The sequence below is a fragment of the Actinacidiphila sp. bgisy160 genome, assembly GCF_057707815.1.
Window position 1 is genome coordinate 1 of record NZ_JBYIQW010000089.1, and the last position, 15,039, is coordinate 15,039.

General features: G+C 65.7%; 12 protein-coding genes and 3 pseudogenes. 7 read left to right on the plus strand and 8 right to left on the minus strand.

Features of this window, described 5'->3' with window-relative positions:
• The 6 genes and pseudogenes from AC3EUJ_RS35795 to AC3EUJ_RS35820 form a co-directional block, all read right to left on the minus strand.
• On the minus strand, nt 1-509 hold a 509-nt coding region (locus tag AC3EUJ_RS35795; RefSeq protein ID WP_431968971.1), incomplete at its 3' end, for a hypothetical protein.
• Nucleotides 510-621: 112 nt separating this feature from the next.
• Nucleotides 622-1,557: pseudogene (locus AC3EUJ_RS35800) on the minus strand (XRE family transcriptional regulator); the annotation flags it as partial.
• A 399-nt stretch (nt 1,558-1,956) separates the two neighbouring features.
• Nucleotides 1,957-3,093, minus strand: a complete 1,137-nt coding sequence (locus AC3EUJ_RS35805) for a DUF4331 family protein (RefSeq protein ID WP_431968973.1) — start codon at nt 3,091-3,093, stop codon at nt 1,957-1,959.
• A 259-nt stretch (nt 3,094-3,352) separates the two neighbouring features.
• Nucleotides 3,353-3,781: pseudogene (locus AC3EUJ_RS35810) on the minus strand (M20/M25/M40 family metallo-hydrolase); the annotation flags it as partial.
• A gap of 423 nt (nt 3,782-4,204) precedes the next feature.
• Complete coding sequence (locus AC3EUJ_RS35815) at nt 4,205-4,435, minus strand: hypothetical protein (protein ID WP_431968975.1); 231 nt, start codon at nt 4,433-4,435, stop codon at nt 4,205-4,207.
• A 109-nt stretch (nt 4,436-4,544) separates the two neighbouring features.
• Nucleotides 4,545-5,513, minus strand: a complete 969-nt coding sequence (locus tag AC3EUJ_RS35820; protein ID WP_431968977.1) for an alpha/beta hydrolase — start codon at nt 5,511-5,513, stop codon at nt 4,545-4,547.
• 281 nt (nt 5,514-5,794) lie between these two features.
• Here AC3EUJ_RS35820 and AC3EUJ_RS35825 point away from each other — a divergent pair, with 281 nt between their 5' ends.
• Nucleotides 5,795-6,622 carry a helix-turn-helix transcriptional regulator gene (locus tag AC3EUJ_RS35825; protein ID WP_431968979.1) on the plus strand — a complete coding sequence of 276 codons (828 nt, stop codon included), beginning with the start codon at nt 5,795-5,797 and terminating at the stop codon, nt 6,620-6,622.
• 94 nt (nt 6,623-6,716) lie between these two features.
• A complete protein-coding gene (locus AC3EUJ_RS35830) occupies nt 6,717-7,376 on the plus strand; it encodes a response regulator transcription factor (RefSeq protein WP_431968981.1) in 660 nt (219 codons plus the stop codon).
• Here the strand turns inward: AC3EUJ_RS35830 and AC3EUJ_RS35835 are convergent.
• On the minus strand, nt 7,366-7,794 hold the full coding sequence (locus AC3EUJ_RS35835) for a response regulator (RefSeq protein WP_431968983.1): 429 nt from the start codon (nt 7,792-7,794) through the stop codon (nt 7,366-7,368). The genes AC3EUJ_RS35830 and AC3EUJ_RS35835 overlap by 11 nt on opposite strands.
• 255 nt (nt 7,795-8,049) lie before the next feature.
• Here AC3EUJ_RS35835 and AC3EUJ_RS35840 point away from each other — a divergent pair.
• The 3 genes and pseudogenes from AC3EUJ_RS35840 (at nt 8,050) to AC3EUJ_RS35850 (ending at nt 11,905) form a co-directional block, all read left to right on the plus strand.
• A pseudogene (locus AC3EUJ_RS35840) lies at nt 8,050-9,655 on the plus strand (ISL3 family transposase).
• A 423-nt stretch (nt 9,656-10,078) separates the two neighbouring features.
• On the plus strand, nt 10,079-11,137 hold the full coding sequence (locus AC3EUJ_RS35845) for a sensor histidine kinase (protein WP_431968985.1): 1,059 nt from the start codon (nt 10,079-10,081) through the stop codon (nt 11,135-11,137).
• A gap of 87 nt (nt 11,138-11,224) precedes the next feature.
• Nucleotides 11,225-11,905: a hemerythrin domain-containing protein gene (locus tag AC3EUJ_RS35850; protein WP_431968987.1), complete on the plus strand. Its 681-nt coding sequence runs from the start codon at nt 11,225-11,227 to the stop codon at nt 11,903-11,905.
• A 642-nt stretch (nt 11,906-12,547) separates the two neighbouring features.
• Here AC3EUJ_RS35850 and AC3EUJ_RS35855 read toward each other — a convergent pair.
• A complete protein-coding gene (locus tag AC3EUJ_RS35855) occupies nt 12,548-12,772 on the minus strand; it encodes a hypothetical protein (RefSeq protein ID WP_431968989.1) in 225 nt (74 codons plus the stop codon).
• A 325-nt stretch (nt 12,773-13,097) separates the two neighbouring features.
• Here AC3EUJ_RS35855 and AC3EUJ_RS35860 point away from each other — a divergent pair, with 325 nt between their 5' ends.
• Together AC3EUJ_RS35860 and AC3EUJ_RS35865 are read left to right on the plus strand one after the other, a co-directional pair.
• Nucleotides 13,098-14,180, plus strand: coding sequence for an alpha/beta hydrolase (locus AC3EUJ_RS35860; RefSeq protein ID WP_431968991.1), 1,083 nt, complete (start codon nt 13,098-13,100; stop codon nt 14,178-14,180).
• Between the two features lie 167 nt (nt 14,181-14,347).
• Nucleotides 14,348-14,872: a Dps family protein gene (locus AC3EUJ_RS35865; RefSeq protein WP_431968993.1), complete on the plus strand. Its 525-nt coding sequence runs from the start codon at nt 14,348-14,350 to the stop codon at nt 14,870-14,872.
• The last annotated feature ends 167 nt before the right edge of the window (nt 14,873-15,039 follow it).

Genomic DNA, 15,039 nt, shown 5'->3' on the forward strand with positions numbered 1-15,039 from the left:
CCCTTCGCGGGGGTAAACCGTCCGGGCGCCGGCTCGGTCAGCCAGCCGCGGGCGACCAGGCGTTTGGCTTTCGACCGCAGTGCCTCCACCCTGGCCGGCACCACCTCCATCCCGAAGGCTGCGGCCATCTCCTGGCAGGTCAGCGAACCCTGCCCGAGCCGGGCCCGGTCCGCGAGCACCTGAAGGATCCGCTGGTAGTCCGCCGACAGCACCGACCAGGCCAGTCCCTGCCTCCACACCGGCACCTGCGCCTTCGCCTTCGCCGCATCCCCAGGCGCAGGCCGCCTATCCGGATCCCGCGAGTCCGGCGTGGCCTGCGTGTCGGCGGCGGTGCCACCGTCTGGAGCCAGCACCGTGTCGACCCGCCTGCGGGCGATCACCCACTCCTGCCACTCCCGCTCGGCCACCGCCAGCTCGGCCTGGACGCGGTCGGCCTCCTCCCGCAGCCCGTCGACGCGACGGCGAGCGACCAGCTCGCGCTGTTCCAGCAGTCCCACTACCGACGGCATCCGAGACCTCCCGGCAAGCGACGACACGACGCACCATCACTCCCGCCAAAACGTCAAACCCATGCCCGACCAGCGAAAACCTTGACCTCAAGATCGGAAAGACAACAGCTTCTCATACCGCTGAAGCGGCTTCGATGCTCTCCACGATTCGCAGCGGCTGGACAGCACGGGCGGTGCCGCTCTCGGGGGAGGACAGGTAGCTCAGGAGCCTTGTGGGTTGTTCCGGTCGGCCGAGAGAGACCGGTGCCATGCGGCGCCATCCCCTCGCGGATGCTGCCTTGATAGCGGTCAAGTAGGTGCTGTCGCTCATGCGACCCAGGGTTCGGGCCCGCATGAGCAGGGCGGCGAGGGATACCTGCCAGAACCGTTTGAGCTCGAACAGCGCTGGCCAGTCGACCGTCGTCGGCAATTCGTCGTGGATGTCCCCGGCGGGCATGAGGAAGGCTGCCGCGAACGTGTGGGCCTGGGTTTCGACCTCTTTCACACCTCAGATCTGTTCGCCATGGAGTACGAGGTGAGCCAACTCGTGCGCGGCGTCGAAGCGGCACCGTGCGCGGTCGTTCTTGTCGGCGCCCAGGACGACGACGGGATGGTCAGGGAAGGGCAGGGAGAAGGCGTCAACACCCGCACTGTCGAGCGGAAGACGAATCACCGCGACGCCGTGGGCTTCGAGGAGCTCGACCACATTCGGAACCGGGCCCGAGGGGAGACCCCACAGGGTTCGGACCCGAGTGGCAGCTTGCTCGATTTCACCCGTTGGGGCCTCCAGCCCGCTCACGGGCATCACCGGCACGTTGCGCACTTGGAACCGCTGGGCGGCCGACGCCTTGACGGCGAGATCGTGGGCGACTTGAGCGATGGCTCGGGCACGGCGGCGATCGGCCACCGAAGTCCGACGCAGCGACCGGAAGAAGCCCTCATGACTCTCGATCATGGCCTCACGGAAGAACTGAGGAGGCACTGCGAGGATTTCGGCCAGGGCGCTGACAGTCTCCGGGCTGGGGCGTGTGGCACCGCTCTCGAACTGACTGATCGCGGCAGGCGTGACATCAGCTGCTTGAGAGGAAGTGTTAGGCGTGCATGGTCAAAAGGGAGCGTCATGTTGAGACCGGCTCGTAGACCATCGGCGACCGGTTACACGTACAGACCCGGGCGGCACGGTACTACCGCAGTGTGAACCGGTATCGAGACTTGGGCACAGTTCTGCTCGAAGTTGAGCTGCGTCCGTCAGTGTCCGGCCCGTAAGGGGCAGGAGACGCGCGTCTCGGAAGAAGTGATCCAAGGCAGCGTCATTCAAGGTGCGCCATACGCCGTGGGGAGTGGTGAGGCGGCCTAGCCCCGTGCTCCCTGCATGACCTCTGTAGGCAGATTCGCAGCGCCAGGCACGAACGAGTGCATGCCCCTCCGTGGGCGCACCTACGCCGACGGTGATACGACGTCTGCGCCGTTACGGGACGGCAGGGACGTACGGGAAGGTGGAGGACGGCTTGGACGTGACGGACTCCCTGCCGATCGACAGCGTGACCGGCGTATTGGATGTGAAGGAGAACATCACGTCGGGCGCGTTGTCGGTCATCGACCGGCCGTTCCACTGGGCGAAGCCGAAGCAGGCCGGCGTGCCAATCCGGTAAGGCAGCATATTGGGGCAGAACGCGTTGACGACGACCTCGGCGTAAGCCTCGGGGTTCTCCGAGGTGCCGTAGGCACGCACCACGCCCGCGACGGCGTCGGCGACGGCCTTGCCGTGGAGCTGGAGGTCGTCAGCGGGGACGTTCTGGTTGAGGCGGTTGCCCAGGTCCTCGTTGAACTGAGTGAACAGCGGGTGGATCATGGGCAGCGCGGCCCGGTTGATCGGCCGCCAGCCGCCCGCGTCGGTCGCGAGGGAGGCAAGTCCCCACACGCCGATTGTGTGGTCGTCGCCGGCCGCGGGCAGCAGTTCCTCGTCGGGGACCTCCAGGACGACGGAGTACACCGTGTGGCCTGCGAACAGATTTTTGGCCTCGGCCGGGTTCCATTCCGAGAGGTCGACTTTGGTGCCGTCCTGGAAGGCCCGACCGACCGCTTGAAGGACATCGGGCTCGATCCAGAACGGGTCGCCGGCCTTGCCCGTCCACACGCGGCCCCCAGCGGTGGTCTCCACCGTGTGATCCGCTTCCCCGCGTGCGACGACGGTTCCAGTCGCATCGGGGTCGCGGGCCTCGGGGCCGGCCAGGCGCCGCACCTCGTACGCCTGGTTTCCTTCCGCGTCGCGCTCGCCGAAGGTGAAACGGTAGGTCAAGTCTTCGACGGCGTCGCCGTTGGTGTCGATCTTGAACTCGTACCGTCCCTCGGGGTGGAAGCCCCTGGGAATGTCCTCACCTGCCAGAGAGTGGCTGTGGTTCGTCACGAAGACGGTCCCACGTTCGCCCCGGAAGACGTACAGATCGGTGATGTCCAGACGGGGGTCTTGCCGGGCGAGAGGGCAGTCAAGGTGATGGGACATGGCGCTACTCCCGATCGGTGACGGCGCTACCGTGCGCAGCATTGGCTGCAATGTGCGACGCCGGGCAAGGCCGTCACACGTTGCGCCGGTCCTTTCCACCATGCAGTGCAAGTGAAGTGGCGGCAACCGGGTGCAGCTCAGGCGATACCGATTCCCGGGAGCGAGGTACCCAAGACCGTCGGGCCGTCTCCAGGTGCGCTGCCCGATGGGTGTAGGGCCCTGTAGCCATCGAGTCAGCGAGGTTCAGGTCCCGGCTGGTTCCACCGAAAGAAGCCGAGGCCGTACCTGCCACCCGGCTCCGGGCCTGCGGGCGGGTGCCGGTTGCCGGCCGGCAACCGCCCCTGATCGGGTCAGTCCGCCTGACGGAGACGTGTGCCTTGAGGGCGCGCAGAGCCAGCAGATGCATGAGAACGGCGCCCTTGCAGTCAGCCGCACCCCGGCCGTACCACCGGCCGTCACGTTCGGTGAGCGTGAACGGCGCCGTTGTCCAAGCGTTCTCGAGGGGAGGCTGGACGTCGAAGTGCGCGTACAGCAGTACGGTGGGGGCGTTCTGCGGTCCGGGCAGGTAGCCGTAGACGGACTGCCACCCGTCGGGCATGTCCAGGATGGCAACGTCCTGAAAGTCCTCGGCGCGCAGCGTTCGGGCGATCCACTGGGCGGCCTTCTCGGACTCGGCGCGCGGACTGACGGCGAGATCCGCGACTGAGCGGAACGCGACCAGTTCGGCCAGTTCTGCTTGTGCGGCAGGCATCAGGGCCGTGATCGTTGCGGCGATGGGTTCGTGCTGCATGGTCGGGCTCCGTCAAGAAGGTGGGTATGGCGTGCTTGGCAGGGCCACTGACGTGGCACAGCGCGGACGAAGGGACGCCCGGTGACACGTCCATGGGGTGTCTCTCCCGCCGCTGGGCTGGTCGTGTACCCGCCCGCGTGCGTGATTTTCGATGCCCGGCGGGAGCGTGGCATCCCGGTGCCTGAGGGCCCGGAGGGACGGGAAGCCAGACCGCTCCCTGCTCCGTCGAGCCGTAGTGCTGCTAGCCCGAGCAGGCCGTTCGCTGGGCCCCCAGCCACTCGCAGCGCGCGCACAACGGCGCGCCGGGAACAGCCAGGACGTATTCGGTCGGCTCCCGGCATTGCGTGCATTCCGCTGTCGGCTCATCCGCAGAAGCCTTCCAGTCGGCCTGCGGCGCGGGGGGCGGCTCGCAGTAGGCCTTGTTCATCGATCACCTTTCTCGGTTCCGCCTGGCGCCTGCCGCTCGGAAGCCTTGCGGCGGGCTCTCCGGAGGGCCGCTTCCTCGCTGCGCGACGTATGGATCACGCGGCCGCCGGCGTACCAGTACGCGACGGCCGCGATGCGCAGCGGCAGGAGCAGGGTCTGTACCAGGGCCCTTTTCGTGCGTTCGGAGGGCAACAGGTGCTCTTTCTGTCGTGAGGAGGGCTTTCGCATCGCGCGTCCATCGCGCAGTGCTTGGCGAACCGGCGCCGGGCTCGTCTGTATGGGGCCGTGAGCCCGGCGCCGGAGTCTCTTTGGGATCTCGAAGATTCCGATGAACAGGTCAGGCGGTGCCGAGCGCGTGGCGCAGGACGGTGACGGCTTGGGTGATGGCGGCTTCGGCGGCGTGGGTGCCGCGCAGGGCGTTGAGCATCACGAAGTCGTGGACGATGCCCTGGTAGCGGGCCGCGGTGACCGGGACACCCGCTTCGCGGAGCTTGTTGGCGTAGGCCTCGCCCTCATCGCGCAGCACGTCCGCCTCGCCGGTGATGACCAGGGCCGGCGGCAGGCCGTTGAGCTGTTCGGTGGTGGCCCGCAGAGGGGAGGCGGTGATGTGCGCCCGCTCGGCCGGGTCGGTGGTGTACTGGTCCCAGAACCACTGCATGGCGTCGCGGCGCAGGAAGTAGCCCTCGGCGAACTGCTGGTAGGACACGGTGTCGAAGTTGGCGTCGGTGACCGGGTAGAACAGCACCTGCTGCACCAGTGGGACGTCGCCCCGCTCCTTGGCCATGAGGGTCAGGGCGGCAGTCATGTTGCCGCCGACGGAGTCTCCGGCCACCGCGATGCGGGAGGCGTCCAGGCCCTTCGCGGCGCCATCGGTGACGACCCAGCGGGCGACGGTGTAGTTCTGCTCGATGGCGACGGGGTAGCGGGCCTCGGGGGACAGGTCGTACTCGGGGAAGACGACGGCGGCCCGGGCACCGACGGCGAGTTCGCGCACCAGTCGGTCGTGGGTGTGGGCGTTGCCGAAGACCCAGCCGGCGCCGTGGATGTAGATGACGACCGGCAGGCTGCCAGTGGAGCCGGCGGGCTTGACGATGCGCGCCCGGACGGCGCCGGTCGGGCCGCCTTCGACAGTGATCCACTCCTCGTCCACAGCCGGCTTGGCGATGTCGCCGGACTGGACCTCGTCCACGGCCTTGCGGCCCTCGATCGGACCGAGGTCGAAAAGGAACGGCGGGTTGGCCGTGGCCCTCGCGAACTCGGCCGCGGCCGGCTCCAGAACGGGCGCAGTGAATACGTTCTCGGACACGAAAAACTCCCTTGCAAGACGCCGGAAGGAATCCCTCCCCGGCAGGTGGTCAGTCCCGGATCCAAACCAGCCCCAAGGGGCTCACAGGTCGCTCCGATTCGCTTCTCATCGTGCCGAGACCATCCGCTCACAGCTGTCGAGCAGCCTCCACGATCCATCCGGGGCAGCCCGAGCAGCTGGCATAGGGAGAACCCTACGACCACGGAAGGTGTACGTGCGACGTACACCCATGGGGCCTCCTGGGCTGCGCGACATGCCCGTATGGGCAGTACAATGTGGCCATGCACCAGGTCAATTCTCTCGGTGATTTCATACGGGCTCACCGGGTAGCGACGACACCGGAGCAGGTAGGTCTGGCTGGCGGGGGATTTCGACGGACATCGGGATTGCGTCGCGAAGAGGTAGCGGCACTAGCGGGCCTGAGCAAGGGGTATTACGCGCGGCTTGAGCAAGGGCGCGAAAAGCAACCGTCCAACCAGGTCCTGGATGCGCTCATACGGGTATTCCAGCTCGATGCAGAGGCGGCGGAACACATGTACCGCCTGGCCCGGAAAACGTGCCGTCGCCAAGATCGGGGTCGTGGCATTGACTTCGAATCGCAGGCGTGCCCCGATATGGTACGCATGATCGACGGGTGGAAAGTTCCTGCAATTATCATCGGGCCCCGGCTTGATATTTTGGCCGAGAACACGCTGTGCAGGACCTTGTTCCCACAAGTGCCACCGGAAAGCAACGTTGCGGAGTTCATGTTCCTCGACCCGGCGGCGCGCGAACTTTACCTCGACTGGGAAGAGATGGCGCAGCCCTACGTGGCCGCATTGCGCGCTTCCGCTGACCTCGACCCCAGCGGGTATATCATGTCACTAGTTGAGGAACTTTACTCGCGCAGCCCGGAGTTCCGTAGGTTTTGGGCGAGCTACGACGTTACTATGAAAATGCGTCCGTACAAGCGCTATTTTCACCCGGAGGTTGGGGAGATTGAGCTCGAATCCCATCACTTTCTCGTAAATCATACCCCAGGTCAGCGGCTGATTACGTGGAAAGCGGAGCCGGATTCTCCCAGTCAGGTAGCACTAGATTTCTTGCAAGCGAAGGCTGCGGAAAAATAGCCTCAGTTCGCAACGCGTGTCGCGCAGAATCATTCTCGTTTGTTGAAAATTTTCGCCCTACTCGTTGCGTCCGGAACACGTCGAAGGATCTGTAATGAAGGCTCGAATCCGCGTCGTCCTTGGTGAGGACCAGCCAATTGTCCGGGAAGGGGTCACGGCCATCCTTACCCGCGCTGGAATCGAAGTTGTTGCGGCGGTGGGCAACGCTAACGACTTGATGTGGGCGACGTCGGAACACCGCCCCGACGTCGTCATCACTGACATCCACATGCCCCCGAATCTGGCTGACGACGGCTTGCGGGCCGCCCTCAAGATTCGAGCTACGCACCCGGGGACGGGTGTCGTTGTCCTTTCGCAGTTCCTCGAAGCGAGCTACGCACTCGATCTCGTGGGGGACGATCCGTCCGCGGTCGGGTACCTGTTGAAGGAAAAGGTAGCCAAAGCCGAGATCCTTAGTGAGGCCGTTGAGCGTGTGGCCGACGGAGGCTCGGCACTGGATGCGGACGTCATCGCCACCCTAGTGGGCCGCAAACGTGCGGCCGGCCCGCTTGACCGGCTGACACCCAGGGAACGTGATGTCTTGGCCCTCATGGCAGAGGGGCACTCTAACGTGGGCATTGCCGCGAAGTTGGTTGTCACCGTTCCCGCCGTCGAGCGGCATGTCACCGGAATTTTCCTCAAGCTGGGGCTGCAGCAAGCGGACTCTCTTCAGCATCGGAGGGTGCTTGCCGTACTGGAGTACCTCAAGAACTGAACAGCCGCAGCAAGTCGCTGTCGAAGAGCAGATCCTTGGTCAAGAAAGCCCGTACCCCCGCCGCAGCCAATTCGTGTTTCGACCATGGGGACCTTTCGGTGGAGGTCAGGATGACACGCGGGGGGTGCAGTCCTTCTCGCAAGGCTCGTGCGACAGCCATGCCGTCTTGGTCCGGTAGGTGAAGGTCGAGTAGAACGCCGTCTGGTTCGTGCGTACGCACAGCCTCGATTGCAGACCTCCCGTCCGCGCACTCGCCTATGACGTTCATGCCGCGTGCCCGCAACAACGCGGCAGCGACGCGTCGGAAACCTGGGTCGTCGTCGACCAGTAGGATGTTTGCCGCCATGCAGCCATGGTGAAGCAACCTAGAAGCAGGGCACCATGGGGAAAGCCCCACATTGTTCAGGCTCGCAACCATCTATAGAAGCCGCGATGCTGCCTGACAGTCGAGGTGCCACCAAGGGAAGGACACCGCCGTCCACGGCCGGGCACCAACGAGGCCACGACCCGGATATCGACGAGCCATGCAGTCTACGCTCCTACCGCGGGCCTGGCTGCCCCGGGCCTACCGCAACTTCGGTTCCACATTGTCGGCAGCGGCTCAATTTGGGTTCTGGATCACTTTCCGTGCTGGGGCCACGGAGGGTCACCGAAACCGCGATCATGAACGGCCATGGGTGATGTGGTCCTGGCCGACCTGTGGTGCCACCAGGTCGAGGGTGTGCTGATCGAAGACGCGCTGCTGGAAGGCGAGTTCGTGATCGTACGGGCTCGCGCTGTCGCGGACCAGGCGGGGTGTCCTGGCTGCGGTGTGGCATCGAGCCGTGTGCACAGTGGGTACGTACGGCGGCTGGCCGACCGTGAGGCCGGTGGCCGCCGGGTGGTGATCGAATTACGTGTCCGCCGTTTCCGCTGCCGCGAGCAACAGTGCCCGCGGGCGACGTTCGTCGAGCAGATCACGGGACTGACCTTCCGCTACGGGCGGCGAAGCGTCGGCTTGCAGGCGGTGCTGAAGCAGGTGGCGCTGATGCTGGCGGGCCGGCGCCCGCCTGGCCCGCGTGCTGACGGCCACGGCGAGCAGATCCACGCTGTTGCGGTTGATACGCACGCTGCCCGATCCGACGTTCAAGACGCCGCGAGTGCTGGGCGTGGATGAGTTCGCGCTGCGCAAGGGACATGTCTACGGCACGATCCTGGTGGACATCGAGACGCGTCGTCCGATCGATGTGCTGCCCGACCGGACGGTCGAGACGGTGGCCGCGTGGCTCGCCGACCATCCCGGTGTCGAGGTGATCTGCCGCGATCGGTCCGTTGCCTACGCCGAGGCCGGACGGCTCGGGGCGCCGGATGCTATCCATGTCGCTGATCGATGGCATATCTGGCACAACCTCGTCGAGGCCGTCGAGAAGACCGTCATCGGCCACCGGGCCCTGTTGCGAGACCCCTCAGACCAGACGCCGACGGGCACCATCCCAGTGCCGGACACCGCCCAGCTGAAGGCCACGCCGTCCGACGAGCCCCGCCGGTCCGGCCGGCTCTCGGACCGCGTCCGAGAACAGCACCAAGCCGTCCACGCCCTGCTGGACCAAGGCCTCGGGCAGCGGCCCATCGCCCGCCGGCTCGGCCTGGCCCGCAACACCGTGCTCCGCCTCGCCCACGCTGCGAGCCCAGATGAGCTGTTGGTCGGCAAGTGGACCGGCCGCACCAGCATCCTCGATCCCCACAAGCCCTACCTCCACCAGCGATGGCAGGAAGGCTGCACCAACGCAACCCAGCTGTTCCATGAACTCCGCGAGCGTGGCTACCCAGGCGGCACCACCATCGTCAGACGCTACGTTCGCCAGCTCCGCGAAGCCTCTCCTCAAGCGGCTCCGCCCCGCAAGCCGCCTTCCGTCCGGGACGTGACCAGCTGGATCACCCGGCACCCCGACCACCTGGGCCACGACCAGGCCCAACGGCTCAAGGAGATCCTCGCCCGCTGCCCCGAACTCGACCGGGCCGCAGTCTACGTCCGCGCCTTCGCCGAGCTGATGACCAACCGCCAGGGCGGCAGGCTCGACCAGTGGATCAACGATGTCCGCAGCGACGACCTGCCCGCACTCCGCACCTTCGCGAGCGGTCTGGGCCAGGACCTCGACGCCGTCGTCGCAGGCCTCAGCCTGCCCTACAGCTCCGGCACGGTCGAGGGACACAACAACAAGATCAAGATGCTGAAGCGCCAGATGTTCGGCCGCGCCAGCTTCGACCTCCTACGCAAGCGGATCCTCCTCGCAGCGTGAGGCCGTTCATGATCGCGGTTTCGGTGACCCTCCGTGGCCCCAGCACGGAAAGTGATCCAGAACCTCATTTCAACCGTCGCCGACACACATCCCCGTTGCGACAGCCGTGCCATGTTGGCACAGGGGGTCGCTCCGCCCTAAATGATCGCGCACCGCGGTGTGCAGGACGATCCGGGTTCGGCAAAGAGTCGCCCAACAACGCGTAGGTACCACGGGGCGTGTTCAACAGGTCACAGCGAAGTCTGATGATGACCGACAGGTTTGTCTCCCGCTTTACTGCGGGCTTCCATCGCACGTGCGGCACTCATGACGCCAGGGTGTACGCAGTACGTCCTGGTTGCGGGAGCAGCGTCGAAGCAGAATGTCGGGGTGGTGTTTGCACCGCGCGCAAGTTGTTGTACGACTCAGCAGGGGAACGGTTCAGTGACACAGGTCGGGACGCTGCTTCCACACATACTTGACAACGTGCCGCAGGCGGTCTGGGTCGTGGCGCCTGATGGCGACATCCTCTACACGAATCCTGCTGCGGTGGCAGCGCTCGGCTACGACAGCGAGGCCGATTTGGTGGGCCGCCCGAGCCACGAGACCCTTCACCCCTACCGGCCGGACGGCTCCGTTTTCCCAGCATCGGAATGTCCCATGCTGAGCCCGGCACGCACCGGCAGAGCTCTGCATAGGGATGACGGGTGGTTCATGCGCCGAAATGGTTCGCACTTCCCTGCCTCGTGGTGGTCTGCACCCATCACTCTTCCGGGAGGTATCGGCGTCGTCTATTCATTCTTCGACGTCACGGAACGCCTCGCCTTGGAGCGGACTGAGCGGGAACGCGCGGCGGCTGAGATACGAGCGGCGGCTTCACGTGCCGCGCAGCGGCGCATCGTGGAGAGCATCACGGCTGAGCGACGCAGGACGTCAAGGGATCTTCACGATGGGGCCCAGCAACGCTTGGTGAGCATTCTGATAGGGCTCCGCCTCGCAAGAGAGCTACTGCCCGATGCGTCACCTGAAGTGCTGACCCTGTTGGAGCACGCCGCCGATGAGGCGCAGGCAGCTGTCGCTGACCTTCGGGATCTGGCCTCCGGGATACACCCCTCGGTCCTGACCTCTCGCGGCTTGACGGCAGCTATCTCCGACCTGGCGGCCCGCTGCCCAGTTCCCACGCGATTCAGTGGGGAGTGCGGGCAACGCCTGCCGGCAGCGCTCGAGGCCAATGCCTACTTCCTCGTTGCCGAAGCCGTCACAAACGCAGTGAAACACGCCGACGCCTCCAAGATCGATATCTCGCTCTGCCTGGACGAACACCTGGAACTAACGGTCGCCGACGACGGGGTTGGCGGGATCGGCGACATCGTCCCAGGGTCGGGCCTGCTTGGCCTGCACGACCGGGTCGCCGCCTACGACGGCACCGTGACAATCGACTCTCCCAGAGGACAGGGCACGACCATCGTGGCCCGCATGCCTGTCACCTTCGAGCCGGCCTGAGGCGGTGCTCCGCCTCGTGCGGCCCGTCACGCGCCATGCCGAAGCGTGGAGCAGAAGCAATAAGTTCACTACCTGGAGTACACATCCATGACCCACTCGACTGCCGACCGAGCAGACGTCCGCGACATGCTCGTGGTCCACGACGCTTTCCGGATGAGCTACGGCCGGATGCCCGCATTGGTGCTGCACGTTGCGCCTGGGGACGTCCGTCGGGCTGCGATCGTTGCGGATCACATTCAGCTGATCGCTGAGTTCCTGCACCTTCACCACAAGGGCGAGGACGACCTGCTGTGGCCCAAGCTCCGCGACCGTGCCGGCGACCGCCTTGGGTCTGTGGTTGAGCTGCTGGAAAGCCAGCACGAGGAGATCGACGCGCTGATGGCCGAGGCGTCCTCGGAACTGAACGTGTGGCGAGGGGACCCCTCCGTTGCTCGGAGCAACGCGCTTGCCGACGTGCTGGAGAGGCTGGCCAGCCGCCTCCGTGATCATCTTGAGATCGAGGAGAGGGACGTCCTGTCACTGGCGTCGGAGTACCTGACCGCCGAAGAGTGGCATCAGTTCGGAGACCATGCGATCAACGGTCTTCCGAAGAGCAAGCTGCCGATCATCTTTGGAATGCTCGCCTCGCTGGCCGAGCCTGAGGTGGTCACGCTCATGCTGTCCAGCGCCCCGCTGGTTCCCCGTCTTCTCATGCCCGTCCTCGGTCCGCGTGCCTACGCGCGCCATGCCCGACGCATCTTCGGTCCGGTCGCGGCGCCCATCGCATGACGCTCTAGCTGGGCGAGCGCGCTAGCCTCGGATGGCAGTGGGCCGGGAGCCCTGGTCCATCGGCCTGATAGCGGGCGGTTGACAGGGTGGAGTCCCTGACTCGGTGGTGCGTGAACGGCCGCACTGTAGGTGGATCGCGTGCACTAGCTACTGCCTTCCAGGCCGCAGTGTCCTGGAGCTGTCACGGTCGGACACCGCGAAGCCGGCAGTCAATCCCACCGTTCCAGCGGGGCGGAGGGCCACGGCAAGCCCGTAACGCTGAACGCCAGCGAGACCCGCTCAACACGTCTGTATGGACTGTCCCTGCTCCGGATCCGCGTCCCGAGCGGGGGCAGCCCTGTCTTGCCACCTATGTTGCTGCCTAGCCTTCCTGTGGACTCCAGTGCATCCGGGTGAACGGGAACGCGTTGCATGGATTTTCGATCGTGAGGCGCCGGTCTCCTTGCAAAGTCGAGGTCCAACCGCTGCTGGTCCTCTGCAGCAGGACCCTGCTGCCTGCCACGCCGTTCACTGCCGCTTCAGCACCTTGTAGGTACCGGAGTGGCTGCCGGTCACACCGGCTGTCCGATGTCCAAGGGGCGCGGCGCCGTCGTCGATCACGGGAGCAACAACGACATGAGAGGGTCCGTTTCCAGGCCAGAATCAGTGCTCCATGCTGACCGCTTGGGGCACTCCGCACGCCGCACAGCAGCTGCGACGCCGAAGCGCCTTGAACACCAGTAACCCCACGCCGCACGAAATGCTGTCGCCCGAGGCCTTGTGCTTCCAGGCGACTTCCAGGTAGAGGTCGGCGGTGAAGACGTCGAGAGGGGCCGCCGCTTCGATGCCGATACGGAAGCCAACCCGGCGACAGTACTTCGAACCCACGGCCGGAAATCACCGCATACTCTCGGGCACGATGGTGAGCGAAGACGTCGCGCTGCCGTTTGTTTCCGTCCGAGGAGCCGCAGGTCACCACCGCGGCGCTTCCTCTTGAGCGGCAGTGAGTTGTCGCGAGCAGTTGTGCCTAGAGAGCTCCTGAGAGCCAGCTGTGGGGTTAACCCCAACAGCGAAGGCAGGGGTTCCTTCCTGAACCCTGGTGCCCGCTCGACAGCCGACGACAGAGCCCAGCCGGAAGACTCGTGGTGTCGCTGGGCGGGGCATCCGTCAGCGGCTCCTTCCCAATGCTGACTACCCCTCCAGGAGTGCGTTCATGTCTGTCCGTCGTCGTGTCGGCCGCACCGTCGCTGTTGCCGCCGCCCTGCCCCTTGCCTTCGGAATCCTGTTCGAAGCCAACTCCGGGGCCAGCGCTACGACTTCCACCACGACTGCCAGTAAGGCCACCGAGCCGGTCCTCGAGCACGACGCTCAGGTCTTCGCTTCCGCCGCGGCGCAGAACCCGCCGATCTACACGCTCAGCTATGCCGACGCCCGCAAGGCTCTCGACAACGTGCAGAGCAATCCGGCCGACCTGCTGTCGGCCGACATCAGCCACCGCACCTTGCCGGTCGGGCCGACCGGCAAGGTGAAGGTCCGCATCGTGCGCCCCAAGGGCGCCTCGGGTCGGCTGCCCGCCATCATGTACTTCCACGGCGGCGGCTGGGTCCTGGGCGATGAAAGCACACACGATCGACTCGTCCGTCAGATCGCCAACGGCGCCCACGCAGCCGTGATCTTCGTCGACTACACCCCCTCGCCTGAGGCCCGCTTCCCCATCGCCATCGAGCAGGCCTACGCCGCCACGCAGTGGGTTGCCCAGCACGGCCGTGACATCAATGTCGACGGCTCGCGCCTGGCGGTCGCCGGGGACTCCGTAGGCGGCAACATGGCAACCGTCGTCGCGCTCATGGCCAAGCAGCGAGGTGGCCCGGCGCTGCGCGAACAGGTCCTCTTCTACCCCGTGACAGACGCCAACTTCAGCACCGCCTCGTACCGCCAGTTCGCCGATGGACCGTGGCTGACGCGCAAGGCCATGCAGTGGTTCTGGGACGCCTACGCTCCCAACAACAAGGACCGCAAGAACATCCTCGCCTCCCCGCTGCGCGCAAACCTCAACCAGCTCAAGGGCCTGCCGAAGGCCCTCGTGATCACCGAGGAAGCCGACGTACTGCGCGACGAGGGCGAGGCCTACGCCAACAAGCTCCGTGCCGCCGGAAACGACGTGACTTCGGTGCGTTATCAGGGCATGATCCACGACTTCCTCATGCTCAACGCTCTCGGCAAGACCAACGCAGCCAAGGCAGCGGTCAACCAGGCGAACGCGTACCTCTACGACGGCCTGCACGCCAAGCACTGAAGTCGGCAGGCCGTTCCCGCGGGCGATGCGACCTCCCCGCACGCCGCAGAACTTGAGATAGGCGCTCCCGGGGCCTCGGCTCCGGGAGCGCCGGCAGTGGTCCAAGACCGTACACCGCCGCGTGCCGACGTCAGCACGTTCTCAAGACCTACAGAAAGGAATCCCCCATGACCACGTCGAGCACAGTTTTCAGTACCCGACGGCGGGAGGAAGCTGCCGCGACCGGGTTCACGGCATCCCGCAACCTGGCCGAGGCCTTGCAGCAGATTTTGGTCGACCTGATCGAACTCCACAGCCAAACCAAGCAGGCCCACTGGAACGTGGTCGGGCGCAACTTCCGTACTCTGCACCTCCAGTTGGACCAAATCGCCGATGCCACACGTGACGCCAGCGACACTGTCGCCGAGCGCATGCGGGCGATTCGCGCGGTCCCCGACGGTCGATCCCAAGTAGTGGTCACCACCACGACTCTGCCCGAGTTCCCCGCAGGCCAGCAGGACACCACGACCGTCGTTGGCATCGTCACTCGCCGCCTCCAGGCTGCCATCAGCACTGTTCGAGATCTGCACGACGTCATCGACGGCGAGGACCCGGCCACTGCTGACCTGCTGCACATGATCACCGATGTCCTCGAGAAGCATGCCTGGATGGTCGCTGCTGAGAACGGCTCGGACAAGCAGTCCCGCGCGTGACGACGCTGCAGGATCAAGAGGTTGCCGACTGGCCGGCATCCGATGTGCCGCGCTGGGCGGTCAACCGTTGACAATCCACCTCTGTAGGTGTTGGGCGATGTCGATCAGATGGTCACCGTCCCTGGTCGTTCGTGGCTGAACCCCCGAGTGGTTCCTCACCGGCGGCC

Excerpts from the sequence above, each read along its gene's own strand:
- AC3EUJ_RS35850 (WP_431968987.1), top strand. The coding sequence starts at position 11,225 with ATGACCCACTCGACTGCCGACCGAGCAGACGTCCGCGACATGCTCGTG.
- AC3EUJ_RS35860 (WP_431968991.1), top strand. The coding sequence starts at position 13,098 with ATGTCTGTCCGTCGTCGTGTCGGCCGCACCGTCGCTGTTGCCGCCGCC.
- AC3EUJ_RS35805 (WP_431968973.1), bottom strand. The coding sequence starts at position 3,093 with ATGGTGGAAAGGACCGGCGCAACGTGTGACGGCCTTGCCCGGCGTCGC.
- AC3EUJ_RS35825 (WP_431968979.1), top strand. The coding sequence starts at position 5,795 with ATGCACCAGGTCAATTCTCTCGGTGATTTCATACGGGCTCACCGGGTA.
- AC3EUJ_RS35815 (WP_431968975.1), bottom strand. The coding sequence starts at position 4,435 with ATGCGAAAGCCCTCCTCACGACAGAAAGAGCACCTGTTGCCCTCCGAA.
- AC3EUJ_RS35830 (WP_431968981.1), top strand. The coding sequence starts at position 6,717 with ATGAAGGCTCGAATCCGCGTCGTCCTTGGTGAGGACCAGCCAATTGTC.
- AC3EUJ_RS35835 (WP_431968983.1), bottom strand. The coding sequence starts at position 7,794 with ATGGTTGCGAGCCTGAACAATGTGGGGCTTTCCCCATGGTGCCCTGCT.
- AC3EUJ_RS35865 (WP_431968993.1), top strand. The coding sequence starts at position 14,348 with ATGACCACGTCGAGCACAGTTTTCAGTACCCGACGGCGGGAGGAAGCT.